The organism is Curtobacterium sp. L6-1 (assembly GCF_018885305.1).
Classification (GTDB): Bacteria; Actinomycetota; Actinomycetes; order Actinomycetales; family Microbacteriaceae; genus Curtobacterium; species Curtobacterium aetherium.
Genome location: NZ_CP076544.1, coordinates 3,050,604 through 3,075,690 on the forward strand (window position 1 = coordinate 3,050,604; position 25,087 = coordinate 3,075,690).

A 25,087-nucleotide genomic window follows, 5' to 3' on the forward strand; every position below is an offset into this window, starting at 1 on the left:
CGCCCACGTCCGGTCGTGCGGTCGACACCGTGCCGGGAGGCGCGGGCCGGCCGGCGGGGTCAGCCGACGCCGAGCAGCGTCTCCAGCGGACCGCGGGCGAAGTAGAGCAGGAAGCCCGCGGCGACGACGTAGAGCAGCCACGACACCTGCCGACCCTTGCCGGACAGGGCCTTGATGAGGACCCAGCTGATGAAGCCGGCGCCGATGCCGTTCGCGATCGAGTACGTCAGCGGCATGACGACGATCGTCAGGAACGCCGGCAGGGCCGACCCGAAGTCCGACCAGTCGATGTCCGCGACCTGCGCGACCATGAGCGCGCCGACCACGACGAGCCCTGCGGCGGCGACCTCGAGCGGGACGACCTGCGTCAGCGGCGTGAGGAACATCGACGCCAGGAAGAGCAGACCGGTCACGACCGAGGCGAACCCGGTGCGGGCGCCCTCGCCGATGCCCGAGGCCGAGTCGATGAACACCGTGTTCGACGACACCGAGGCGCCACCGCCGGCGATCGCACCCGCACCCTCGACGACGAGCGCGGCGCGGAGGCGCGGGAACGTGCCGTCCTTCTCGGCGACCCCGGCGGCCTTCGCCAGTCCGGTCATCGTGCCCATCGCGTCGAAGAAGTTCGTGAAGACCAGCGTGAAGACGAGCATCGACGCTGCGAGCGGCCCGATGCGGGCGAAGGCGCCGAAGTCGAACTGGCCGACGAGCGACAGGTCCGGCAGGGCGAAGAGCGCGCTGGGCAGCCCCGGGGCGTTGAGGTTCCAGCCGGTCTTCGAGTCGACCGAGGTCGGCACCTGGAACACGGCCTGCAGGACCACCGCGATGACCGTCGTGGCGACGATGCCGATGAGCAGCGCACCCTTGACGCGGCGGGCCATGAGCGTGCCGATGATGACCAGGCCGATGAGGAACACGATGGTCGGCAGGGCCCCGACGGAGCCGTCCTCGCCGAGCTGCAGCGGCGGGGACGCGAGCCCTGAGGACCGGACGAACCCGGAGTCGACGAGGCCGATGAACGCGATGAACAGGCCGATGCCCACGGTGATCGCGGCCTTGAGCTGCGCCGGCACCGCGGTGAAGATCATCGTCCGGATGCCGGTCAGCGCGAGCAGCACGATGATGATGCCGTTGATGACGACGAGGCCCATCGCCTCGGCCCAGGTCACCTGCTGCACGACGCTGACGGCCAGGAACGAGTTGATCCCGAGCCCCGCGGCGATGCCGAACGGCAGGTTCGCGACGACGCCCATCGCGATCGTCATGAGCCCGGCGACGAGCCCGGTGGCGGCGGCCACCTGAGCGTTCTCGAGCCATCCGCCGCTGACGTCCTTGGCGGCCTGGTCGGCACTGAACCCGCCGAGGATGAGCGGGTTGAGGATGACGATGTAGGCCATCGTCACGAAGGAGACGAGACCACCACGGATCTCGCGGGGGATCGTCGATCCGCGCTTGCTGATGGAGAAGAAGCGGTCGAGGCCGGATGCGACGCTGTTCCGGGGCGGGCTGGATGTCTGCGGGGCGCTCACCGGTGGAGTTTAGAGGAAGCGCGCCGCCACCGGCACGCCGGGGCGGCAGGGTAGTCGGCCCGGGAGGCGCGTTCCTGGTGGTCGGGGTACGGCACCGCGCTCTCCGGTCAGGACCGCACCGCGTGGGCGGTGTTGGATGAGCGGGTGACGCAGCGCATGGACCGTGCCCGCGTCGAGGCCGCCGTGCGTGAGTTGCTGGCGGGCATCGGCGAGGACCCCGACCGACCCGGACTCGAACGCACCCCGCAGCGGGTCGCGGACGCGTACACCGAGTTCTTCCACGGACTCGACCTCGACGCGACGCGGATCGCCCGGGAGGGCACCGTGCCCGCCGGCGACGGGGAGCGGGGGGACCTGGTCGTCGTCCGCGACATCCTCTTCCGGTCGGTGTGCGAGCACCACCTGCTGCCGTTCCTCGGTACCGCGCACCTGGCCTACGCGCCGGGGGAGCGGCTCATCGGTCTCGGGACCCTCGCCCGCGTGGTCGAGGCGCTCGCCTCCCGCCCGCAGCTGCAGGAGCGGCTCGGCGAGCAGGTCGTCGCCGCGGTGCAGGACGGCCTCGAAGCGCGCGGGGTGCTCGTCGTGCTCGACGCCCAGCACCAGTGCGTGACCACCCGCGGCGAGCGACAGACCAGCTCCACCACCGTCACGGTCGCGGCGAGCGGCGTCCTCGCCGAGGCCGCCGGTCGAGCCGAGGCGATCACCCTCATCGGCGCGGGCGCGAGCACCGGTGCAGTCGCGGGAGCGGACACCACGAGCGCGGCCGGGGGCTCGGACGCCACGGTCCTCGGCGGTCGCGACCACGGGACGGACGTCTGATGCGGGGCGGGGCCGGGTCGGGCCTCCCCGCCGGTGGACCCGGCTGGGTCGTCCCGGACCTGCGGCACCCGGTCCGCACCATCGGCCGCCGCACCCTCGACCTCGACCACCGCATCGCGGTGATGGCGATCGTGAACCGCACGCCGGACTCGTTCCACGACGTGGGGCGGACGTTCGCCCTGGACCGCGCGGTCGAGGCCGCCGTGACGGCCGCCGAGCAGGGTGCCGACTGGGTCGACATCGGCGGGGTGAAGTTCGCGCCCGGGCCGGAGCTGTCCGCCGCCGACGAGATCGAGCGCGTCCTCCCCGTCGTCGAGCAGGTCGCCCAGCAGTCCGACGTGACGATCAGCGTCGACACCTTCCGGCCGGAGGTGGCCGCGGCCGCGATCGCCGCCGGAGCCAGCGTCGTCAACGACACCACCGGGTTGACGGACCCACGGATGGCCGAGGTCGTAGCGGACTCCGACGCGACCATCGTCATCACCCACTCGCTCGCCGCACCCCGGCAGGAGTACCCGCGGCCGCAGTACGCCGACGTCGCCGGCGAGGTGGCCGCGTTCCTCCGGCTCCGGGTCGACCGGGCGCTCGCCGCGGGCATCCCGGAGGAGCGGATCGTCGTCGACCCCGGGCACGACCTCAACAAGACGACGGTGCACACGCTCGAGCTCACCCGTCGGCTGCCGGAGATCGTGGCCCTCGGGTACCCGGTGCTGGCCGCGGTGTCGAACAAGGACTTCGTGGGCGAGAGCCTGGGCCGACCCCGTGGCGAACGGCTGTCCGGGACCCTGGCCGCCGCGACGGTGAGCGCGATGCTCGGGGCGCGGATCGTCCGGATGCACGACGTCGCCGAGGCCGTCGACGCGATGCGCATGGTCGAGGCGGTCCTCGGCTGGCGGGAACCCCTGGAAGCGAGGCACAACACGTGACGCACCTGCCCGACCCGATCGCGGACCTGTCCGACGACGACCTGCTCGCCGCCTACACCGAGGGTGCGGACGGCACGGCCGACGGCGCCTGGTTGCGCGTGAACTTCGTCAGCTCGCTCGACGGCTCCGCCACCGCCGCCGGGAAGTCCGGTTCCCTGGGCGGCGACGACGACCTGCGCGTGTTCGACCTGCTCCGCCGCGTCGCCGACGTCGTGCTGGTGGCCGCCGGCACCGTCCGGGACGAGGGGTACGGGCCGATGGTCCTGCACGACGCCGACGTGGCCTGGCGTCGGGCGCACGGCACGGCCGACCACCCGGTGTTCGCGATCGTGACGGGGTCCCTCGACCTCGATCCGGCGTCGCGGGTGTTCACCGAGGCCCCGGTCCGTCCGGTCGTGCTCACCTCGGCCGCCGCGGACCCCGGGCGCCGTCGTGCCCTCGAGGCCGTCGCCGACGTCGTGACCTGCGGCGAGGACACCGTCGACCCGGAGCGCGTCCGTGCCGCCCTGGTCGAGCGCGGCCTCGGGCGGATCCACTGCGAGGGCGGTCCGTCGTTCCTCGGGGCCCTGGTGGCCGCGGACCTGGTCGACGAGCTCTGCCTGTCGATCGACCCGTCGCTCGAGGGCGGCGACGGCGGCCGCATCGTGCACGGGTCCTCGCCCGAGCTGCGGCGGATGCGCCTGGCGCACGTGCTGCACGGCGACGGCGACGTCCTGCTCACCCGGTACGTCCGCGCCCGCTGACGACGGGCCTCCCTGCCGTCCGCCCGCGGCCGGTAGGGTCGGGCGCGTGATCGACGTCGTGGTGTCCGGGGTCCTGTTCGACATGGACGGGACGCTCGTCGACTCGGCCGCGATCGTCGAGGGGGCGTGGGGACGCTTCGGCGCCGACCACGACCTCGACCCGCGGACGATCCTCGGCTTCTCGCACGGCCGGCAGACGATCGACACGATCCGGCACTTCCTGCCCGACCTCGCCCCGGACGAGCAGCGCCGCGTCGCGCTCGAGCTCGTCACCGACGAGGTCGAGAACACCGACGGCATCGTCGAGGTCCCCGGTGCGGGGGCGTTCGTCCGCCGCCTGCAGGCCGCGGGCGTCCCGGTCGCGCTCGTCACGAGTGCGCCCCGCGACCTCGCCGTCAACCGGATGCGGGCCGCCGACGTGCCCGTCCCGGACGCGGTGGTCGCCGCCGACGACGTCGAGCACGGCAAGCCCCACCCGGACGGCTACCTGCGCGGCGCAGCCCTGCTCGGGGTCGCCGCCGCCGACTGCCTCGCGTTCGAGGACGCCCCAGCCGGACTGGAGGCGGCGGTCGCCTCCGGTGCGACGACGGTCGCCGTCGGGGCGCTCGCCACCGACGTGCCCGCCGGTCTCGCGCGGGTGTCGGGGTACGACGGGATCACCGTCACGGCCGAGGGCGACGGGTTCCGCATCCGCGGGTGAGCCACCAGTCCGTTGTGCGCACCGCCCGCTGGACGTGCGCTGCGGACTGCGAGCACGCCCAGCGTCGCGCGACGACCGTGGTGTCCGCAGCCGGAGACCCCGGCCAGCGGAAGGAGTGACCATGGCAGCCCTCGACGGCAAGAAGATCCTCGTCATCGCGACGAACTACGGCGTGGAACAGGACGAGATCGTCGTCCCCACCGACCAGCTCCGTGAGCGCGGCGCCACCGTGACCGTCGCCGCGAAGGAGTCCGGCCCGATCGAGACCCTCGTCGGCGACAAGGACCCGGGCAAGAGCGTCGACTCGGACACCACCCTCGACGGTGTCACGGCCGGCGACTACGACGCCCTGGTCGTCCCCGGCGGCACGATCAACGCCGACACCATCCGCCAGGAGTCCGTCGCGATCGACCTCGTGAAGGCGTTCGTCGAGGCCGGCAAGCCCGTCGCGGCGATCTGCCACGGCCCGTGGACCCTCATCGAGGCCGGTGTCCTGACCGGGCGCACGATCACCTCGTTCCCGTCGCTGCAGACCGACGTCCGCAACGCCGGCGCCGAGTGGGTCGACCAGGAGGTCCGCGTCGACGAGACCGGCAGCACGATCATCACCTCGCGCAACCCGGACGACCTGCCCGCCTTCGTCGACGCGATCCAGGCGTCGCTCGTCTGACCCGCCAGGCGACACCCACCGTGGGCGGCCACGCGGGACGGACCCCCGTCGCGCGTCGCCGCCCACGGTGCGTCGTCCGGGGCGGACCTCAGTCGGAGGGGACCGGGTGGGCGGTGCGCAGCACGGCACGGCCGAGCGCGAGGACGCCGTCGGACTCCGGGTCGCAGCGCACACCGCCCCGACCGCGCATCGCCCGGAACGCACCCGGGGCGACCTCGGTTTCCATCCACGCGCACGGGTTCGCCGGCCGGTACCCGCGGAACAGCACGGGACCGTCGCCGGTGTCGAGCGAGAACGGCTCCCCGCGCAGCGCCTCGACGTCGACGCCGCGCAGGTACACGTTGCGGCGGGTCGCCACCGGGTCGACCGGCACCCCGAGCCGTCGGGCGACCTCGTCGAGCCCCGCGAGCCCGATCACCGTCACCGAGGCGTGCACGTGCGCCCGGGCGGCGAAGTACCGGTCGCCGACGATCCCGAGCCCGGCCCGCAGCTCGACGCGGTCGCGCAGCTCCTCCTCGTCGGCGGGGGTGGCGCCGTCCGCGGGGCGCCCCTCGTAGCGGTGGCGGCGGGAGACGAGGAGCATCGCCACCTCGACCTCGCGGGCGTACGGCAGCGGGACCGGGGTGACCGCGTCCGGAGCGGGGGCCATGCGGACGACGGTAGTCGCGCCTCCCGGCCGTCGTCGCCACCGCATGCCGGACTGCCGTGTCCGATTCCCGCCAGTCCGGTGTCGTGGGCCCGTGTCAGGCTGACCGCATGAGCACCACCGGAGCCGACGCGCTGCACCAGGAGCGGTACCGCATCGCGGCCTCGCGCGACGCCCGGTTCGACGGCCAGTTCGTCACGGCCGTCCACTCGACCGGCATCTACTGCCGGCCGAGCTGCCCCGCCCGCACCCCGCGGGCGGCCGGGGTCACCTTCTACCGGACGAGCGCCGCCGCGCACCTCGCCGGCTTCCGCGCGTGCAAGCGCTGCCTGCCCGAGGCGACCCCCGGCAGCCCGGAGTGGGACCTGCGCGAGGACGTCGCCGGCCGGGCGATGCGCCTCGTCCTCGACGGCGTCGTCGAGCGCGAGGGCGTCCCCGGCCTCGCCGAGCGCGTCGGCTACTCGGAGCGGCAGCTCAACCGGATCATGACCGAGGAGCTCGGAGCCGGCCCGAAGGCGCTCAGCCGCGCGCACCGGGCGCAGACCGCCCGCACCCTGCTCACCTCGTCCGACCTGCCGATCGCCGACGTGGCGTTCGCCGCCGGGTTCACGAGCATCCGACAGTTCAACGACACCGTCCGCGAGGTCTTCGCGCTCACCCCCACGGCACTGCGCGACCGACGGCCGGTCACCCCGAGCACGGACGGCGCGCTGCGGGTGCACCTGCCGGCGCGTCCGCCGTTCGACGTGCAGGGGCTGCTCGAGTGGCACGCGCTGCACGCCCTGGCGGGCACGGAGCAGGTCACGACCACCGCGACGGGGCGGGTCGCGTCCTACGGGCGGGTGCTGGACCTGCCGGGAGGCCCGGGCTGGTTCCGCGCGTCGGCCGCGGGGGACGACGGGGCCGGCTCGGTCGCCGGCGTCGGCGTCGGCGTCGCCGATGGTGCGGGGCGGACCGGCCTCGACCTGCTCGTGCGGCTCACCGACCTGTCCGACCTGCCGACCCTGGTGGCGCGGGTCCGGGCCCTCTTCGACCTCGACGCCGACCCGGTCGCCGTCGACACCGCCCTGGCCGCCGTGCCCGAGCTCGCCCCCGTGGTCGAGCGGATCCCGGGGATGCGGCTGCCCGGGGCGGTGGACCCGCACGAGGTGGTGTTCCGCACCCTGATCGGCCAGCAGGTCTCCGTGGCGGCCGCCCGGACGGCGCAGACCCGGCTCGTCGCCGCGCTCGGGGAGCGGGTCCCCGACGGCCTGGTGCCGTGGTCGGGCGACGACGGCGCCGAGGTGCGGCTGTTCCCCCGCGCCGCGGTCGTCGCCGGGCGCGGGCGCGAGGTCCTCCGCGGGCCGGCTGCCCGGGTCGAGACGATCGTGCGCGTGGCGACGGCGCTCGCCGACGGGTCGCTCGTCGTCGACGGCGGCCAGTCGCTCGACGACCTGCGCGCCGGGCTGCTCGCCGTGAAGGGCATCGGACCGTGGACGGCGGACTACGTCGCCCTGCGGGTCCGGCACCACCCCGATCTCTTCCTCCACAGCGACCTCGCCGTGCGGAACGGTGCACAGGAGCTCGGGCTGCCCGGGACGGCGCGAGAGCTCTCCCTATGGTCGGAACGGGTGGCGCCCTGGCGGAGCTACCTCACGATGCACTGCTGGCGGCCGATCGTCGATCGCGCGACGGAACGGACCGCAGCGACCTCCACGAACCCCGGGAAGGAACCCCGATGACCGACGCCGTCCTGACCACCCTGACCACCCCCGACGGGCCCTTCACCGTGCTCGAGGACGACCGGGGCCGGGTCCTCGCCTCGGGCTGGACCGCCGACACCGACCGCATCCTCGCGCGGATCGCCGAGCGGCACCGACCCACGCGGGTGCGCACCGGCCAGGTCGCCGCCGCGGCCGCGGTCGACGCCTACTACGCGGGTGAACCCGACCACGTCGCGCAGGTGCCGGTCCACCAGGTCGGCACCGAGCTCTTCGTCGAGGGGTGGCGGCGACTGCGGGACGTCCCGGCCGGCTCGACCCTGACGTACACCGCGTTCGCGAGCGCCATGGGCCGCCCCGACGCGGTCCGGGCCGCCGCGAGCGTGTGCGCACGGAACGCGCCCGCGCTCTTCGTGCCGTGCCACCGCGTGCTCCGGTCCGACGGCTCGCTCGGCGGCTTCGCCTGGGGACTCGACGTCAAGCGGGCACTGCTCGAACGCGAGTCCGTCGGCGTGGACGCCCTCGTCTGAACGGACGCTCGGGCGGGGCGCTCGTTCACAGCAGGCGCAGAGGGCTCCCCCAGGACGCGGGTGGTGACGCGGGCCCCTCCGCCTGTCAGACTCGCCATCGACGACGTGGCCCACGATCACCGTGAGCCGAGATCAGCGTCGCCCGAGATGCGTGTGGCACACACCGGTGCCGCACGACCGGGGACGACCCGCACGCCGTCAGGACTGGACGAGGACCCCATGACGACCACCGCCGAGCGATCGGTGCTGTCCGCGGACGGCACGCGCATCGCGGTCTCGTCGAGCGGGGACGGCCCCGCGCTCGTCCTCGTCGGTGGCGCCTTCGACCACCGCGGCACCCCGTACGTCGACGGCATCGTCGCGGCGTTCTCGGACCGCTACCGCATCGTCACCTACGACCGTCGTGGGCGCGGCGAGAGCGGGGACACCCGACCCTGGTCCGTCGAGCGCGAGGTCGAGGACCTCGCGGCGGTCGTCGCCGACGTCGACGCCCCGGTCGACATGCTCGGCCTCTGCGTCGGCGCGGGCGTCGTCCTGCACGCCGTGGCCGCGGGCGTCCCCGTGGGCCGGGCCGTCCTCTACGAACCGCCGTACCGAGCGAGCGTCGACGCCCGCGCCGACGACGTCCTGTTCGCCGACCGGCTCGACGAGATGATCGCGGGCGGTCGTCGTGCCGCCGCGGTCCGCGCCTACCTCACCCGCGTGCTCGGGGTGCCGATGCTGCAGGTGTCCGCCGTGCCGCTCAAGCCGAAGCTCTGGAAGGCGCTGCTCGCCGACGCCGGGGTCCTCGCACGCGACGTCCGGGTCCTCGGCGGCCTGGTCGTCCCGGAGCGGGTGCTCGCAGCGGTCGGCGTCCCGGTGCTCGTCGCCGCGGGCACCACCGGCGCCGTCTGGGCCCGCGGGGCCGCCGACGCCGTGGTCGAGACGGTGCCCGGGTCGACCGCCGTCGTGCTCGAGGGCCAGGGGCACGTGCCGGACCCGGGTGTCCTGCGCGGTGCCGTCGACACCTTCCTGCTCGGGGAACGCAGTCCCGACCCGCGCTGACGTGGGCCAGGATGGACGGGTGAACGCACCCCGCCTCGGACTCCTGCTCGACGTCGACGGCCCGATCGCCAGTCCCCTCTCGCGCACCATCGCGATCCCGAGCATCGTCGAGGACCTCGTCGCGCTCGCCGCCGAGGGCATCCCGGTCGTGTTCAACACCGGCCGCAGCGACGCCTTCATCCGCGAACAGGTCGTCGGACCACTGCTCGACGGTGGACTCGCCGCCGGCGGCCGGGTGCACGCGGTCTGCGAGAAGGGCGCGGTCTGGTGCTCGATCGGCCCGCAGTTCCCGGGCGGCACGGGGGAGCTCACCGTCGCCGAGGACCTCGCGCTGCCGCGGGACTTCGCCGACGAGATGCGGGAGCTCGTGCGCGACGAGTACGCCGACCTGGTCTTCTTCGACGAGACGAAGCACGCGATGGTCTCCATCGAACAGCTCGTCACGGTCGACAACGCCGACTACCTGGCGCGGCAGCCCGCGTTCGACGCGCAGGCGATGGCCGCCCTCGAGCGACGCGGGCTCGGCGTCCGCCGCCTCGACGACGTCCGGCCCGACGGACAGGGTGCGGTCGCGTGGCGCGTCGACCCGACCATCATCTCGACGGACGTCGAGTCCGACCGCAGCGGCAAGGACCTCGGCGCGGAGCGGGCGCTCGGACTGCTCGCCCAGGACGGTGCCCTGCCCGTCGCCTGGCGCACCGTCGGCGACTCCCGGAGCGACTACGCGATGGCGGACTGGCTGCACGCGAACGGCCACGAGGTCGCCCACGTCGACGTGCGTCCGGCCGAAGGGGTGCCCGAGACGCCGTACCCGGTCCTCACCGCGCCGGACGGGATCATCCACGACGAGGCCGGCGCGCGCTTCCTCCGCGCCTGGCGTGCGGGCCGCGAGGGCTGACTCCCATTTGCGGGAGCGTGCGGTATACCACTACCCTTCCCGGGTCCGCCTGCTCCGATGACGGGAACGTCCCATGGCCCTCCGCACCAAGTCCATCGAGGCGTCGCTCGCCGACGCCGACGAGAAGGGGCGCTCGCTCAAGCGCTCCCTGAAGACGTTCGACATCGCCGCGATGGGGATCGCGGTCGCGGTCGGCGCCGGCATCTTCTCGGTCGGGGCGAACGCCGCCGCGAACTTCGCCGGCCCGGGCGTCATCGTGTCGTTCATCCTCGCCGCCGTCACCTGCGGTCTCGCGATCATGTGCTACGCCGAGTTCGCCTCGACGATCCCGGTCGCCGGCTCGGCCTACACGTTCACGTACGCCACCATGGGCGAGCTGCTCGCGTGGATCGTCGGGTGGGACCTCATCCTCGAGACCCTGACCGCCAGCGCCGTGATCGCGAAGTACTGGGGCATCTACCTCAGCACCGCGTTCGACGTGTTCGGGGTCACGCTGCCGGACACCATCGCGCTCGGCCCGGTCGGGTTCGCCTGGGGCCCGGTGCTCATCGTCGCGGTGTTCACCGCGCTGCTGGCGTTCGGCACCCGGCTGTCCAGCCGCGTCTCGGCCGTCATCACGATCATCAAGGTCGCGATCGTCCTGTTCGTCATCGTGGTCGGTGCCTTCTTCGTCAAGGCCGCGAACTTCACGCCCTTCATCCCCGCAGCCGAGCCGACCAAGGGCGCCGAGGGCAGCTTCCTCACCCAGTCCCTGGTGTCCTTCGCCACCGGTTCGGCGCCCGCGCAGTACGGCGTCTTCGGCCTGCTCGCCGCCGCGTCCCTGGTGTTCTTCGCGTTCATCGGCTTCGACGTCGTCGCGACCAGTGCCGAGGAGACCGAGAACCCGCAGAAGACGCTCCCGCGCGGCATCTTCATCGGCCTCGGCATCGTCACGCTGCTCTACGTCGGCGTCAGCATCGTGATCACCGGGATGGTGTCGTACCAGCGGCTCGCGCAGGAGGACACCCCGTCCCTCGCCTCGGCGTTCGACATCGTCGGCCTGCCCTGGGCCGCCGGCATCATCGCGATCGGGTCGCTCATCGGCCTGACCACGGTCGTCATGGTGCTGCTCCTCGGCCTGTCCCGCATCGTCTTCTCGATGAGCCGGGACGGCCTGCTGCCCCGCTGGTTCTCGGTGACGAACCCGAAGACGCAGACCCCGGTCCGTGTCCAGGTCATCGCCGGCATCGTCGTGGCGGTCCTCGCCGGGTTCACGCCGGTCGAGAAGCTCGAGGGCCTCATCAACATCGGCACGCTGTCGGCCTTCGTGCTCGTGTCGATCGGCATCATCGTGCTCCGGAAGTCCCGCCCCGACGCACCGCGCTCCTTCCGGGTGCCGTGGTCGCCCGTCATCCCGATCCTGTCCGCGGTGCTCTGCTTCTGGCTGATGCTCAACCTCGAGGTCGAGACCTGGCTGCGCTTCGTCGTGTGGCTCGCCATCGGCTTCGCGATCTACTTCGGCTACAGCCGCCGCCACAGCCGCGTCGGCAGGTCGATGCGCGAGTAGCGGTCCCGCGTCGGCCGGCGCCGGCTGTCAGGCACCGACGAGCAGGATCACCCCGAAGGCGAGCATCACGACGGCCACGAGGGCGTCGAACACCCGCCAGGTCACCGGCCTCGCGAACAGCGGCCGGAGCAGTCGCCCGCCGAAGCCGAGCGCCCCGAACCACAGGCAGCTCGCCGCGACCGCGCCGACCGTCCACCACCAGCGCTCGTCGACGCCCTGCTGGTTCGCGACGGAGCCGAGGAACACCAGCGTGTCGAGGTACACGTGCGGGTTCGCCCACGTGAAGACGAGCATCGTCAGGACCGCGGCCCGCATGGTCGGTGCCGCCGTGGTGCCGGGACCGACCCGGCCGGGAGGCGCGGTGCGGCTCGTCGACGCGGGTCGCGCCTCCAGGGCGGCCGGTCCGGACGCCGGGCCCGCCGTGCCGGGGCTGACGTCGGACGCCGGGCCCGCCGTGCCGGAGCCGACGTCGGCCGCCGGTCCGGCCGCCGCATCCGCCGCCGTCGTCGCGAGCGCCGTCGTCGCGTCCATCGTCGTCGGGGCGGCGACGGGCACCCCGTCCTCCGCGGCCCGGTCGTCGAGGCGCACGGCATCGCCGGACGGACGCAGGGCACGCCGGGCCGCGAGCACCCCGTAGGTGAGCAGGAAGGCGGCGCCGACGAAGCGGACGACCAGCAGCGCGGCGGGCACCCGCTCGACGACCGCCCCCACCCCGAGGACCCCCGCGACGATGAGCGCCGCGTCCGACAGCGCGCAGACCGCCACCGCGACCGCGACGACGGCCAGCCGGGCGCTGACGGCGAGGCGCAGCAGGTACGTGTTCTGCACCCCGATGGCGACGATCAGGGCCAGGCCGGTCCCGAGGCCGGAGAGGAGGGGCAGGAGCGCGGTCACACCCGAACGGTACGGCCCGCGCTGTCCACAGGCCAGCTCATGTTCCTGTCGCACCGTAAGCTGCGCTGATGGTGCAGTTCCAGCGTGACCACCTCGAGACCCTGCTCGCCGCCGTCGACACGGGCACCTTCGACGCCGCCGCCCGCGAGCTGGCGATCACACCGTCGGCCGTCTCGCAGCGGGTCAAGGCGATGGAGCAGCTCGTCGGTCGGGTGCTCCTCCAGCGGACCACCCCGATCCGACCGACGCCCGACGGCGAGGTCGTCCTCCGGCACGCGCGGCAGGTGCGGCTGCTCGACGCCGAGACCTCGCGGGCACTCGCGGTGTCGGACGCGGACGGCCCGGGCCGGACGCCCTCGATCGCCCTGGCCGTCAACGCGGACTCCCTCGCCACGTGGTTCCTCGACGCGCTCGACCTCGTCCGCCGCGACACCGACGTGGTGTTCGACCTGCACCGCGCGGACCAGGACCGCACCGCCGAGCTGCTCCGGGCCGGCACCGTCACGGCGGCGGTGACGGCCGAGGCCGAGCCGGTGCAGGGGTGCTCGTCCGTCCCGCTCGGGGTGGACCGCTACCGGGCCGTCGCGGCGCCGTCGTTCGTCCGGCGGTACCTCGAGGGCGCGGACACCGAACGCCGCATGACGACCCGCCTCGACCGGGTGCCGCTCGTCGACTACGACCGCGACGACGACCTGCAGCAGGGCTTCCTGCGCCGGGTCCTCGGGCACGCACCCCGAGGACCGCGGCACTTCGTCCCGACCTCGGCGGACTTCGCCCGGGCGGTCGAGCTCGGCTTCGGCTGGGGGATGTTGCCCGAGGCGCAGTGCCTCGGGGCGCTCGAGCGGGGAGCCCTCGTCGAGCTGACGCCGGGGCGACGAGCGGACGTGGTGCTGTGGTGGCAGCGCTGGACCACGTCGTCACCGCTGCTCGACCGCGTGACGGACGCGGTCCGGTCGGTCGCGGGGGCGCGCCTGCACCAGCCCGGCTGACACGCCCGACGCCGTCCGCTCCGCCCGGTTGTCCGCGGAACGCGCGTCCGGCGTCGGATCGCGCGGACGACCACCGATCAGGGGCCTGTTCACACGATCGTCACGAACCGGCGGCGCACCGTGTCGTACGATCGGCACCACCGACGGCGCGGGCCGTCGTGAGCACCACCCGAACACACCGAACCCGATCCGCCTCCCGAGGGCGGATCCTCCGGTGCCTGCCGCACCCACGGCGTGCACCGTGCCACGGACGAGGAACCCTAGCCTCCGTCCGCGCCGGACCCTCCCTGGTCCGGGACCTGTCGCCATCGTCGCCGACACCCGTCATCCGTCGTGCCCCCGCGGGCAGGACGGACCGACATCTCCGACACCCGACAGGAGAACGCGCATGTCCGCACCCACGGACGTCCGGCGACCCCGGACGACCTCCGCACCCCTGACCGAACCCGACGACCGCGCCGTGGTCGAGGTCCCGGCCGACGAGCAGCCCCGCCGCCGCTCCGGTCGTCGAGCCTCCACCGGCAGCCCCGCCGGAGGCCCCGCCGGCACCCCGGCCGGTGACCGCGCCGGCACGGCGACCGCACCGCAGGCCGAGGTCACCGGCCGCCGCACGGGCATGCTCCCGTCCGGTCGTGGACGAGCCGACACCCGGGCACACAGCCCGGTCATGGTGCTCATCGTCCTGCTGGCGACGCTCGGTGTCGTCACGTACGCGGTGTTCCTGCTCAACCCGGCGAACCGCGGCGACTTCCTGCCGTACGGCCTCGTCATCGTCGCCGAGAGCGTCCTCGTCGGACAGTCCCTGCTGTCGATGTGGACCATCCTGTCCGGCGGCACCGACCCGCGTGACTTCGCGTTCCACAACACGCAGGACACGCTGTTCGACCTCGACGAGATCGACCGTCGCGACCTCACCGGGCGCAGCCACCTCTGGCCGATGCGCATGCGCGGCCAGCGGGTCACGGTCGACGTGTTCATCACCGTCTACGGCGAGGAGCTGACCAAGATCGCGGCCACCGTCGCCGCGGCCGTCGCGATGCGCGGCGAGCACCGCACGTGGATCCTCGACGACGGTCGGAGCGACGACGTGCGCGCCCTCGCCGACCGGCTCGGGGCCCGCTACGTCCGCCGCCTGTCGTCGAACGGGGCGAAGGCGGGCAACATCAACCACGCCCTGACCCTGGCGAAGGGCGACTACTTCGCGGTCTTCGACGCGGACTTCGTGCCGTCGCGGGACTTCCTGTTCGAGACGGTGCCGTTCTTCGCGGACGGGTCGATCGCCTTCGTGCAGACCCCGCAGACGTACGGCAACCTGCACAACCTCGTCTCCCGCGGCGCCGGCTACATGCAGACGGTGTTCTACCGCTTCATCCAGCCCGGTCGGAACCGCTTCAACGCGGCCTTCTGCGTCGGGACGAACGTCATCTTCCGCCGTGCCGCGATCGACGACATCGGTGGCATCCACACCGACTCGAAGTCCGAGGACGTCTGGACGAGCCTGCACCTGCACGAGCGCGGCTGGAAGTCGGTCTTCATCCCGATGACCCTCGCCGTCGGTGACGCCCCCGAGACCATCGAGGCGTACAGCAAGCAGCAGCTCCGCTGGGCGACCGGCGGGTTCGAGATCCTGCTGACCCACTTCCCGTTCAACCCGAAGCGCAAGCTGACGATGGACCAGCGCCTGCAGTACTTCGTGACCGCGAGCTTCTACCTCACCGGCATCGTGCCCGGGCTGCTGCTCCTCGTGCCGCCGCTGGAGATCTTCTTCGACCTCCGCCCGATGAACATGTCGATCGGCGTCGGCGAGTGGGTGCTCTTCTACCTCGGCTTCTACCTCATGCAGGTCGTCCTGGCGTTCTACGCCCTCGGGTCGTTCCGGTACGAGACGCTGCTGCTCGCCGCGGTGTCGTTCCCGATCTACGCCCGTGCGCTCTGGAACGTGCTGTGCGGGAAGGAGCAGGCCTGGCACGTCACCGGAGCCGGCCGGGGACGGGCACCGTCGCCGTTCAACTTCATCGTGCCCCAGGTGCTCGTCTTCGTGTTCCTGACCCTGACGAGCGTCGTCGCGATCTGGCGTGACGTGTCGAACGGGCAGCTGACCCTGGCGACGGCGTGGAACATCACGAACTCGATCATCTTCGGCGCGTTCATCGTCACCGCGCTCCGCGAGCAGTCGGCGAACCGCCGCGCCGCACGGCAGGAGCGCGACGCCGACACCGCCCCGGTGCTCGTGCTCACCGCCGGTCTCGAACCGGCTCCCGCACTCCGGACCCAGGTGGTCCACCCCGACTCGCTGCAGCCCGCGCGTGACGTCATCGCCGCCAGTGCCGCATCCGGAACCCCGACCCCCGTGGAGGTCGCATCATGACCTGGACCAACCGACTCCGCCTGTACGGCGGCATCCTGGTCGTGCTCGTCGTCGTCGCGGCCTGCACGCTCGTCTTCAACCAGCGCCGGAGCGCCGTGACGAGTGCCTCCGCCGCGATCAGCGCGCAGGAGTACGCCGTCGGCACCGACTACGGCGGAACGGTCACCGAGGAGTACGTGGAGGAGGGCGACACCGTCCGCGAGGGCCAGGAGCTCATGCAGGTCCAGAGCCTCCAGCTCGCCCAGGACATCCGGAAGGGCGTCGTCGGGTCGGATACCACCACGAGCGCGTACGAGATCGAGCGCGACGGCCTCATCACCTTCAAGGCCGAGGTCTCCGGCACCGTCGCGAAGCTCGACGTGAAGGCCGGCGGCTACGTGCAGGCCGGCTCCGAACTCGGCACGATCCACAAGGCGAAGAGCCTGTTCGTGACGAGCGAGTTCCTCGTCAGCCCGCGCGACTACGGCCGGATCTCCGACGGCGCGACCGTCGACCTGCTCCTGCCCAACGACCGCTCCATCCAGGGCACCGTGAAGAACGTCAGCGTCGTCACCGACGCCGACGGTCAGGCGAAGACGACCGTCGCGGTCGAGAGCCCCGAGCTCTCATCCTCGCCGTCGTCGGGCGTCACGAGCCCCGGCACCCCGGTGGACGCGACGCTGCACCTGCGGGACGACGGCCGCCTGGCCGGCGTCGCCGACGGGTTCCGCGACTTCCTCCGTCAGATCGGACTGTGAGCGTGCGGCTCCGTGCCGGCGCCGTCGCCCTCGTGGCCGCGTCCGCACTCGTGCTCACCGCCTGCACCGGCACCGCCCCCGAGACCCGGACGGGAGGCGCGGACCGGACCACCGGGAGCGCCTCGCCCTCGGTGGACGGTGCAGCCCAGCAGCGCGGCGTCGCCGCGCTCGGTGCGGTGACGAAGACCACCGCGGGCAGCATGCGGCTCGCCGACGGACTGGTCCCGCCGACGAACCGGTGGTTCTCCGGCCTCGTCTACGGCGCCGCCCCGCAGCCGGTCTTCCCGACGCCGATCTCGTGGCAGGTGACCGACGACGGGTTCGCCGCCGGGCTCCCGGTCGTGAGCGCGACCGAGAAGACGATCGCCGGCGGAGCGGTGCAGCAGGTCGGTCTCGACCTCGGTGCCGACCGCACACTGGTCTCCGCGTACGACCAGGTCTCGGTGACGGTCGAGCACCGGAAGGGGTCGACCGTGCTCGGGCACACGGTCCTCGCGCAGGGTTCGCCGCTCGTGTCGTACACGGCCGAGCGTGCGCAGACCACCACCGCCACCGGGCCGGTCACCGCGACCGGCGACGGTCCCGACGGCACGACGACGGGCACCGTCGCCGCCGACGGCCGGACGTGGGGCGTCGTCACGAGCGGCGACCTCGACGGCAGCAGGATCGCCCTCCCGCGTGGCGGCACCGTCGTGCTGTTCCCCGTGCCCGACGACGCGACCTCTCAGCAGGTGCGGGCGCTGTCCGCCGCGGCGGCGTCCCCGCTGCAGCGGGTCACGCTCGCCCGGTCGTCGACCGGGTCCGCGACCGACGGCGAGCAGCGCACCGCGCTCGGCTACCGCACCGCGGCCCGTGGCGACACGGTCGTCGTGCCGCAGCCCGGCCAGGGCGCGACCGGCCTGGACTGCACCGGTCTGCACTACGCGACCATCACCGGGGCGGCGCCCGTCTGCACCGGTGACGTGCTTCGGTTCGCGGCCCCGAGCCTCCAGGCCGACGACCGGTTGGACCTGTCCGACCTGTCGTCGACCGAGCGGGAGCGCCTGACCGCCCAGGTGCGCGCCGACGCCGGAGACGTCTCCGAGGCGTCCTTCGGCGCCGACAGCTACGGCGGCGGGAAGGACCTGTACCGCGTCGCGAACCTGTACCGGCTCGCCACCCAGCTCGACCTGGACGACGTCGCCACGGGGCTGCGCGGGCAGCTCGTGGCGCAGATCGACCAGTGGACCGACCCGGACGGGTGCGGTGTCAGCGGCACGCGGTGCTTCCGGTACGACGACACCGTGAAGGGCCTGGTCGGCCAGGCGCCCTCGTACGGGTCGGACGAGTTCAACGACCACCACTTCCACTACGGCTACCTGCTGTCGGCGGCGGCGATCGTGGCCGACGGCTCGGACGAGCTGGTGGCGAAGTGGCGGCCCGTGCTCGACCTGGTCGCCGCGGACATCGCGTCGCCCGAGGCCACCGCGGTGTTCCCGGAGCTCCGCGTGTACGACCCGTACGCGCAGCACTCGTGGGCGTCGGGGTACTCGCCGTTCGCCGACGGGAACAACCAGGAGTCCTCGTCGGAGGCCGTGTCGGCCTGGAACGGACTCGCCCGATGGGGCGCCGTCTCCGGGTCGCGTGCCACCGAGCAGCTCGGCGACTGGCTGCTCGCGAACGAGGCCGTGTCCGCCCAGCGTGACGTCCTCGACCCCGACCTCCGGGCGTTCCCCGGGTTCGAGCACACGATCGTGTCGCTGAACTGGGGCGGCAAGCGGGACCACGCCACGTGGTTCAGCGCGGACCCGGCGGCACCGGCGGGCATCGAGCTCATCCCGATGCCGGCGGTCGCGACCGGCTACGTCGCCGCGGGCGGGAAGCGGCAGATCGCCCGGGTCCTGGCCGAGGCGGTGCCGGAGGGCGACTACGCGGTGCAGTTCGGCGACTACCTGCTCATGTACCGGGCGCTCGCGTCGGGTGCCGAGGCGAAGGCGGCCCTGGCGGCGGCCGAGGAGCTGCCGGCCGAGCACATCGACACCGGCAACACCCGCTCGTACCTCCTCGCGTGGATCATGTCCCGCGGGTAGTCCGGGCCGGGAACGGCGGACCGGGGCCTGGGAGCGCGGATCGGGGGACGCGCTCCTGGGCTCCGGCACACCTCCGGCGGCCTACCGTCCACAGCATGACCTTGCGCGCGAAGACCACCGCCACCCTCGTCGGCCTCGCCACCGTCGGCCTGCTGCTCGGCGGTTGCTCGAACGCCGGCGCCCAGAACGGCAACCCGGTCGGGAAGGTGCCCGGCTCCGAGGAGTCCGCCACCCGCTCCGACCCCGGTCAGCGCAACGCCGCTCCGTGCGGGGTCGCCTCGAGCGCCGCGGTCGACGTCATCGACGAGGCCGTCGGCCCGCACGACGACACCGACGTGGTGAGCGTCACGAAGAGCGACGAGGGCTGGTACCTCGGCGTCTCGGTGGCACCGAACACGAGCGACGACCCGAACGACGACGAGGTCGGCATCTGGGGCACCGAGGAGGACCCGACCGCCGAGGACTTCGACGGCATGGTCTTCCCCGTCAACAAGGTCGCCGAGGACGTTGTCGGCGACGAGCAGGGATCCGCGACGGCGGCGCCGTCCGCGTTCTCCGAGACCTCGGAGGCCGCGAAGCAGGTCCAGAGCTGCATCGTCGAGGCCGTCGACCACTGAGCCGCCCACAGCGTGGCGGCGCGGGCCGCACCCGCGCCGACCGCCGTCAGGTCTGGCAGCGCGGGCACCAGTAGGTGTCCCGCAGCGTGAGCTCGGACTCGCCGAGGTCCCCGGACCGCACGCGGGTGCCGCAGCGCAGGCACGGCTTGCCGGCCCGGTTGTAGACCCAGAAGCGCTGCCCCGGGCGGTCGACCCCCGTGGTCACGCGGTTGCTCCGGTCGCGGTTCGCGACGATGAGCCGGGAGGCCATGGTCACCATCCGAGCGGGATCGCGCACCTCGGCGACGGGGCGCGTCGGCAGGACACCCCGCAGGAAGCAGAGCTCGTTGCGGTAGACGTTCCCGAGCCCCGCCATCACCCGCTGGTCGAGGAGGGCGAGCCCCACCGGTCGCGCCGGGTCCGCGGTGAGGTTCGCGAGTGCCAGGTCGGCGTCCCAGTCCGAGCCGAGCAGGTCCGGGCCGAGGTGCCCGACGACGGTGGACTCCTGGTCGCGGGGCACGACCTCGAGCACCCCGAGCGTGAAGCCCACGGTCGAGACGTCCTCGGCGTCGAGCACGGCCCGGGCCTGGAACGCCGGACGGCGCCAGCGCTCACCCGGGCGGTAGACGTCCCACCGGCCCTCCATCTTGAGGTGCGAGTGCACCGTGAGGTCGCCGATCCGGTGCAGCAGGTGCTTGCCGCGCGGCACGACCTCGTCGACGGTGCGGCCGACCAGGTCGAGCGTCGCGAACGCGGGCACCCGGAAGTCGCTGCGCGTCAGGACCTTCCCCGCCAGCGCGGCGTGCAGGCGCGCGGCGGCGCGGAAGACGGTGTCGCCCTCAGGCACGGAGACGCAGTCCCTGCGGGGTGGCGGTGAAGCCGGCGGTGCGCAGGGCCGCGCCGAGTGCCGACTCGAGGACGAACACCCCGTTCACCCGTTCGACCGACAGCTTGCCGAGGCCGGAGCGCACGGTCGCGGCGATCGACGTCGCGGCCGCGGCCAGGTCGGCGGGGTCCTCGGTGAAGGTCAGCACGCTCTTGCCGCCGCGTTCGACGTAGACGGCGAGCTGCCCGTCCACCAGGACGACGAGCGCGCCGGCCTTCCGCCCGGGACGGTGACCGCGTCCGGACTTCGCCGTGGTGGTGGTCGACGTGGCCGGTGCGGCGGCGGCGTCCGGGGCGTCCGCACCCTCGGCGTCGCCGGCGTCGCCGGCGTCGTGCGGCCAGGGCAGCGCGGCGCCGTACGGGTTCGCGGGGTCGGTGGCCGCCAGCGTCAGCGCTTCGCACACGCGCTCCGGGTCGGCGCGTTCCTCGTCGTCGAGGTCCTTCGCGTAGGTGCGCAGCCGGTCGACCGTCGGGCCGGTGGCGAACTGCGCCGCACCCAGTCCCTCCACGAAGTACCCGCGTCGAGCGCGACCGGACTCCTCGAACTTCGCGAGGACCCGGTACACACCGGCGAACCCACCGCGCACACCCTCGACCTGCACGGCACCGCGGGTGACGACGCCGTACCGCTCGAGCAGGAGCTCGGCGGTCGCCGCAGCACGGACGGTGGCGTCCGGTTCGGCGAGCGGCAGGAGCGACCAGCGGCCGCCGACGTTCGGCGGTCCGGACTGGGTCGGCAGCGTCGGGCGACGACGGCCGCGGTACGCACGGGTCCGCGGCGCACTCGTCGTCCGGGCCGCGCCGCCGAGCATCGCCCGGAGCGGCGCGAAGGTGTCGTTCGTGATCTGGCCGGCCCAGACGAGGTCCCAGAGGGCGGTCGTCAGCGCCTTGTCGTCGGTGCTCCCGACGGCCTGGCCGAGCTGCCGGAAGAAGTAGGCACCGCCACCGGCCAGGGCACCGAGCACGTCGCGCTGCAGCTCGGTCGTCTCGTCGCCGGCGGCCTCGGCCAGGGTCGTGGCCGCGGTGTCCGCCAGGTGCAGCCGCACCCAGCCGTCGTTGCCCGGCAGGGTGCCGCCGCCGGACCAGAGGACCTCGCCCGTCGCGGTCAGTTCGTCGAGCATGCTCGGCGCGTAGTCGGACACGCGTGCCGGCAGGACGAGGGACTCCCACGAGCTCGCGGGCAGGGCGACCCCGGAGAGCTGGTCGACGACCTGCAGCACGCCGTCGATCCCGCGCAGACCACCGCGGGTGCCGGGGACGCGGACGTGCTGCCACGCCGGCATGAACCGGGCCAGGGTGTCCGGGGAGACCGGTTCGACCTCGTGTCGGAGCGCGGCGAGCGACTTCGTGCGGATGCGCCGGAGCACCTCGGAGTCGCACCACTCGGCGCCCTGCCGGTCCGGGCGGAACTCGCCCTCCACCAGACGGCGGTCGGCCGCGAGGCGTCGGAGCGTGTCCTGCACGACGGCGACGCCGAGGCCCAGCCGTGCCGCGGCCTCCTGCGTGCTGAACGGACCGTGACTGCGGGCGTACCGGCCGACCAGGTCCCCGAGCGGATCGGCGACCGGCTCGACGAAGGCGGTGGGCACGCCGATCGGCAGCGGCACGCCGAGCGCGTCGCGCAGCCGGGAGGCGTCCTCGATGACCGCCCAGCGGGTGGCCCCCGCGTGCGAGAAGGCGAGCACCCGGCGGTCGCGCTCGAGTCCTTCGAGGGCCGTGCGCATGGTCGCGCCGGCCTCGGTCCGGTCGGTCGCCTCGGCGAGCCAGCTGCGGTCGAGCAGTTCATCGAGGTCGAGTGCGCCGACGAGTCGGAGGACGTCGACCGTGCCCTCGACGTCGCGCGCGCGGCGGTCCGGGGACAGGCGCTGCAGGTCGCGCTCGACGCCGTCGATGACCGCGGGGTCGAGCAGCTCGCGCAGTTCCGCCCGGCCGAGGAGTTCGCCGAGCAGCGTCGAGTCGAGGGACAGCGCCGCGGCACGGCGTTCGGCCAGCGGGGAGTCGCCCTCGTACATGAAGGCGGCGACGTAGCCGAACAGCAGCGTGCGGGCGAACGGCGACGGCTGCTCGGTCTCGCTCTCGACCAGGCGGATGCGACGCCGGGCGATTTCGTCGGCGATGCCGAGCAGGGCGGGGACGTCGTACACGTCCTGCAGCACCTCGCGCACCGTCTCGAGCAGGATCGGGAAGGTCGGGTACTTCTGCGCGACCTCGAGCAGCTGGGAGGCCCGCTGCCGCTGCTGCCAGAGCGGGGAACGGCGGCCCGGGTCACGGCGGGGGAGCAGGAGCGCGCGGGCCGCGCACTCCCGGAACCGCGCCGCGAACAGGGCGGAGCCACCGACCTCGTCGGTCACGATCGCCTCGAGGTCGTCGCGTTCGAAGACGAACAGGTCGGCGCCGGGAGGCTCGGCGTCGGTCTCGGGGATCCGCACCACGATCCCGTCGTCGGCCGCCATCGCACCGCCGTCGATGCCGTGCCGCTCGCGCAGGCGGGCGGCGACGGCGAGGGCCCAGGGTGCGTGCACGGTCATGCCGTACGGGGAGTGCAGGATGAGGCGCCAGTCGCCGAGCTCGTCGCGGAAGCGCTCGACGACGAGCGTCGTGTCGTTCGGGACGTGCCCGGTGGCCGCGCGCTGGTCGCGGAGGAATGTGACGAGGTTCGTGACCGCGCGCTCGTCGAGCCCGCCGGCCGCCACCCGGGCGCGGGCGTCCTCGTCGGACGCGGACTCGACCTCCCGGATGAAGGCGCCGGTCGCCCGGCCGAGCTCGGCGGGTCGTCCCAGCCCGTCGCCCTTCCAGAACGGCACCCGACCGGGTTGCCCGAACGCCGGACTGACCAGGACCCGGTCGTGCGTGATCTCCTCGATCCGCCAGCTGGTGGCACCGAGGGCGAAGACGTCGCCGACGCGGGACTCGTAGACCATCTCCTCGTCGAGCTCACCGACGCGCGAGGCCCGTTCGCCGACCATGAAGACGCCGAACATGCCGCGGTCCGGGATGGTCCCGCCGCTCGTGACGGCCAGGCGCTGCGCACCGGGTCGCCCGGTCAGGGTGCCGTGCACGCGGTCCCAGACCAGGCGCGGCCGGAGCTCGGCGAACTCGTCGCTCGGGTAGCGCCCGGTGACGAGGTCGAGCGTCGCCTCGAACGCGGAGCGCGGCAACCCGCTGAACGGGGCACTGCGGCGGACCAGTTCGAACCAGTGCTCGACGTCCACGGTGTCGATGGCCCCGGCGGCGACGGTGTGCTGGGCGAGGACGTCGAGCGGGTTGGCGGGCACCGAGATCGACTCGATCTGGCCGGAGACCATGCGCTCGACCGTCACCGCGCTGTTGACCAGGTCCGCACGGTGCTTGGGGAACAGCACGCCGCGGGAGATCTCGCCGACCTGGTGTCCGGCGCGACCGACGCGCTGCAGGCCGCTCGCGACGGACGGCGGTGCCTCGACCTGGATGACAAGGTCGACCTCGCCCATGTCGATGCCGAGCTCGAGCGAGCTGGTGGCCACGACGCAGCGGAGCCGGCCGGACTTCAGGTCGTCCTCGATGATCGCGCGCTGGTCCTTCGATACCGAGCCGTGGTGTGCGCGGGCGAGCGCCGGGATGCTCCGCTCCGACCCGCCGCCCTCGGTCTGCCCCGAGGCGCCGACGAGCTGCGCCGGCGGACGGGTCGGCTGGGCCACCGGCGCGTGCGCGGAGGCGCGCCCCGGTGACTGGGTGACCGCTGCCGCGCCGACGGCGACCGGCTCGGCGACCTCCGCCGTCGCGAGCATCCGCTCCTCGTGGATCTCGTTGAGGCGGGCGGTCAGGCGTTCGGCCAGCCGTCGGGAGTTCGCGAAGACGATCGTCGACCGGTGCTGCTCGACGAGGTCCACCACGGACTCCTCGACGTGCGGCCAGATCGACCCGTTCGTGGGTGCCGAGGTCGCGTCCGCGCCGACCGGCGGGGCTCCGAGCTCGGTCATGTCGTCGACCGGCACGACGACCCGCAGGTCGAACGTCTTCTGCGCGGGCGGGGCGATGATCTGGACCGGTGCCCGACCGCCGAGGAACCGCGCGACCTCCTCCGCCGGACGGACCGTCGCGGACAGACCGATGCGCTGCACGGGCCGCTCGAGCAGGTCGTCGAGGCGTTCCAGCGACACGGCCAGGTGGGCGCCGCGCTTGGACGACGCGACGGCGTGCACCTCGTCCACGATGACGGTGTCGACGTTGACCAGCGTCTCGCGGGCCTTCGACGTCAGCATGAGGTAGAGCGACTCGGGCGTCGTGATGAGGATGTCCGGCGGCAGCCGCAGGAGCCGCTGCCGGTCGGACGAGGGGGTGTCACCGCTCCGGACCCCCACGGTGACGTCCGGCGGCTCGAGTCCCAGGCGCTTGGCCGTCTGCGTGATGCCGACGAGCGGGCTGCGCAGGTTGCGCTCGACGTCGACACCCAGGGCCTTGAGCGGGGAGACGTAGAGGACCCGGGTGCGCTGCTTCGCCGGCGGGGTGTCCGTCGCCGAGATGAGGCGGTCGATCGACCAGAGGAACGACGCGAGGGTCTTGCCGGAACCGGTCGGGGCGATGACGAGTGCGTGCTGCCCGGTCGAGATCGCGTCCCACGCGCCGGCCTGTGCGGCGGTCGGTTCGCGGAAGGCACCCCGGAACCACTCGGCGGTGGCGGGGGAGAAGCGCTCGAAGACGTCCGTCATGGTCCCGCCCATCCTGCTCTCCACCACCGACAGCGTCCTGATCTCCGGCACTGCTTGACAACGAGACCAGTACCGATCTATCGTTACTGCATCGCGAATGGCACACGAGC

Annotated in this window: 20 protein-coding genes; 15 read left to right on the forward strand and 5 right to left on the reverse strand. The window is 73.3% G+C overall.

What is annotated here, in order from left to right:
- Nucleotides 1–59 precede the first annotated feature (59 nt).
- Nucleotides 60–1,529, reverse strand: coding sequence for an NCS2 family permease (locus KM842_RS14140; RefSeq protein WP_216259351.1), 1,470 nt, complete (start codon nt 1,527–1,529; stop codon nt 60–62).
- A 156-nt stretch (nt 1,530–1,685) separates the two neighbouring features.
- Between KM842_RS14140 and folE the strand changes: the two genes are divergently transcribed.
- The 5 genes from folE (at nt 1,686) to KM842_RS14165 (ending at nt 5,387) form a co-directional block, all read left to right on the forward strand.
- A complete protein-coding gene (folE, locus tag KM842_RS14145; RefSeq protein ID WP_216262451.1) occupies nt 1,686–2,348 on the forward strand; it encodes a GTP cyclohydrolase I in 663 nt (220 codons plus the stop codon).
- Nucleotides 2,348–3,274, forward strand: coding sequence for a dihydropteroate synthase (folP, locus tag KM842_RS14150; RefSeq protein WP_216259353.1), 927 nt, complete (start codon nt 2,348–2,350; stop codon nt 3,272–3,274). The genes folE and folP overlap by 1 nt, the downstream gene beginning before the upstream one ends.
- On the forward strand, nt 3,271–4,017 hold the full coding sequence (locus tag KM842_RS14155) for a pyrimidine reductase family protein (protein ID WP_216259355.1): 747 nt from the start codon (nt 3,271–3,273) through the stop codon (nt 4,015–4,017). The genes folP and KM842_RS14155 overlap by 4 nt, the downstream gene beginning before the upstream one ends.
- A 46-nt stretch (nt 4,018–4,063) precedes the next feature.
- Complete coding sequence (locus tag KM842_RS14160) at nt 4,064–4,717, forward strand: HAD-IA family hydrolase (protein ID WP_253206146.1); 654 nt, start codon at nt 4,064–4,066, stop codon at nt 4,715–4,717.
- A gap of 121 nt (nt 4,718–4,838) precedes the next feature.
- Nucleotides 4,839–5,387: a type 1 glutamine amidotransferase domain-containing protein gene (locus KM842_RS14165; RefSeq protein ID WP_216259357.1), complete on the forward strand. Its 549-nt coding sequence runs from the start codon at nt 4,839–4,841 to the stop codon at nt 5,385–5,387.
- 88 nt (nt 5,388–5,475) lie between these two features.
- Here the strand turns inward: KM842_RS14165 and KM842_RS14170 are convergent, their stop codons facing one another.
- The gene (locus KM842_RS14170; RefSeq protein ID WP_216259358.1) at nt 5,476–6,036 is read right to left on the reverse strand and encodes a molybdenum cofactor biosysynthesis protein; all 561 of its coding nucleotides are present in this window, start codon (nt 6,034–6,036) and stop codon (nt 5,476–5,478) included.
- Between the two features lie 107 nt (nt 6,037–6,143).
- Here KM842_RS14170 and KM842_RS14175 point away from each other — a divergent pair, with 107 nt between their 5' ends.
- The 5 genes from KM842_RS14175 to KM842_RS14195 all read left to right on the forward strand — a co-directional run bounded on the left by KM842_RS14175 (nt 6,144) and on the right by KM842_RS14195 (nt 11,751).
- Nucleotides 6,144–7,754 (forward strand): DNA-3-methyladenine glycosylase 2 family protein, encoded by a 1,611-nt coding sequence (locus tag KM842_RS14175; protein WP_216259360.1) that lies wholly within the window; start codon nt 6,144–6,146, stop codon nt 7,752–7,754.
- Entirely contained in the window at nt 7,751–8,263 is a 513-nt protein-coding gene (locus tag KM842_RS14180; RefSeq protein ID WP_216259362.1) for a methylated-DNA--[protein]-cysteine S-methyltransferase, read from the forward strand. The genes KM842_RS14175 and KM842_RS14180 overlap by 4 nt, the downstream gene beginning before the upstream one ends.
- 219 nt (nt 8,264–8,482) lie before the next feature.
- Nucleotides 8,483–9,307 carry an alpha/beta fold hydrolase gene (locus KM842_RS14185; protein ID WP_216259363.1) on the forward strand — a complete coding sequence of 275 codons (825 nt, stop codon included), beginning with the start codon at nt 8,483–8,485 and terminating at the stop codon, nt 9,305–9,307.
- A 19-nt stretch (nt 9,308–9,326) separates the two neighbouring features.
- A complete protein-coding gene (locus KM842_RS14190; RefSeq protein ID WP_216259365.1) occupies nt 9,327–10,205 on the forward strand; it encodes an HAD family hydrolase in 879 nt (292 codons plus the stop codon).
- A gap of 73 nt (nt 10,206–10,278) precedes the next feature.
- Nucleotides 10,279–11,751, forward strand: coding sequence for an APC family permease (locus KM842_RS14195; RefSeq protein ID WP_216259367.1), 1,473 nt, complete (start codon nt 10,279–10,281; stop codon nt 11,749–11,751).
- Nucleotides 11,752–11,778: 27 nt separating this feature from the next.
- Here the strand turns inward: KM842_RS14195 and KM842_RS14200 are convergent, their stop codons facing one another.
- Complete coding sequence (locus KM842_RS14200) at nt 11,779–12,645, reverse strand: LysE/ArgO family amino acid transporter (protein WP_216259370.1); 867 nt, start codon at nt 12,643–12,645, stop codon at nt 11,779–11,781.
- Nucleotides 12,646–12,713: 68 nt separating this feature from the next.
- Between KM842_RS14200 and KM842_RS14205 the strand changes: the two genes are divergently transcribed.
- The 5 genes from KM842_RS14205 (at nt 12,714) to KM842_RS14225 (ending at nt 19,425) form a co-directional block, all read left to right on the forward strand.
- Nucleotides 12,714–13,634, forward strand: coding sequence for a LysR family transcriptional regulator ArgP (locus KM842_RS14205; RefSeq protein ID WP_216259371.1), 921 nt, complete (start codon nt 12,714–12,716; stop codon nt 13,632–13,634).
- A 388-nt stretch (nt 13,635–14,022) separates the two neighbouring features.
- Nucleotides 14,023–16,002 carry a glycosyltransferase family 2 protein gene (locus KM842_RS14210; RefSeq protein WP_253206147.1) on the forward strand — a complete coding sequence of 660 codons (1,980 nt, stop codon included), beginning with the start codon at nt 14,023–14,025 and terminating at the stop codon, nt 16,000–16,002.
- Nucleotides 15,999–16,739 (forward strand): efflux RND transporter periplasmic adaptor subunit, encoded by a 741-nt coding sequence (locus KM842_RS14215; protein ID WP_216259373.1) that lies wholly within the window; start codon nt 15,999–16,001, stop codon nt 16,737–16,739. Before KM842_RS14210 ends, KM842_RS14215 begins: the two co-directional genes overlap by 4 nt.
- Nucleotides 16,736–18,808: a glycosyl hydrolase gene (locus tag KM842_RS14220; RefSeq protein ID WP_216259375.1), complete on the forward strand. Its 2,073-nt coding sequence runs from the start codon at nt 16,736–16,738 to the stop codon at nt 18,806–18,808. Before KM842_RS14215 ends, KM842_RS14220 begins: the two co-directional genes overlap by 4 nt.
- Before the next feature lie 95 nt (nt 18,809–18,903).
- A complete protein-coding gene (locus KM842_RS14225; RefSeq protein ID WP_216259377.1) occupies nt 18,904–19,425 on the forward strand; it encodes a hypothetical protein in 522 nt (173 codons plus the stop codon).
- Between the two features lie 46 nt (nt 19,426–19,471).
- Here the strand turns inward: KM842_RS14225 and KM842_RS14230 are convergent, their stop codons facing one another.
- Both KM842_RS14230 and KM842_RS14235 read right to left on the reverse strand, forming a co-directional pair.
- On the reverse strand, nt 19,472–20,251 hold the full coding sequence (locus KM842_RS14230) for a DNA-formamidopyrimidine glycosylase family protein (RefSeq protein ID WP_216259379.1): 780 nt from the start codon (nt 20,249–20,251) through the stop codon (nt 19,472–19,474).
- On the reverse strand, nt 20,244–24,977 hold the full coding sequence (locus tag KM842_RS14235) for an ATP-dependent helicase (protein ID WP_216259381.1): 4,734 nt from the start codon (nt 24,975–24,977) through the stop codon (nt 20,244–20,246). The genes KM842_RS14230 and KM842_RS14235 overlap by 8 nt, the downstream gene beginning before the upstream one ends.
- Nucleotides 24,978–25,087: the final 110 nt, after the last annotated feature.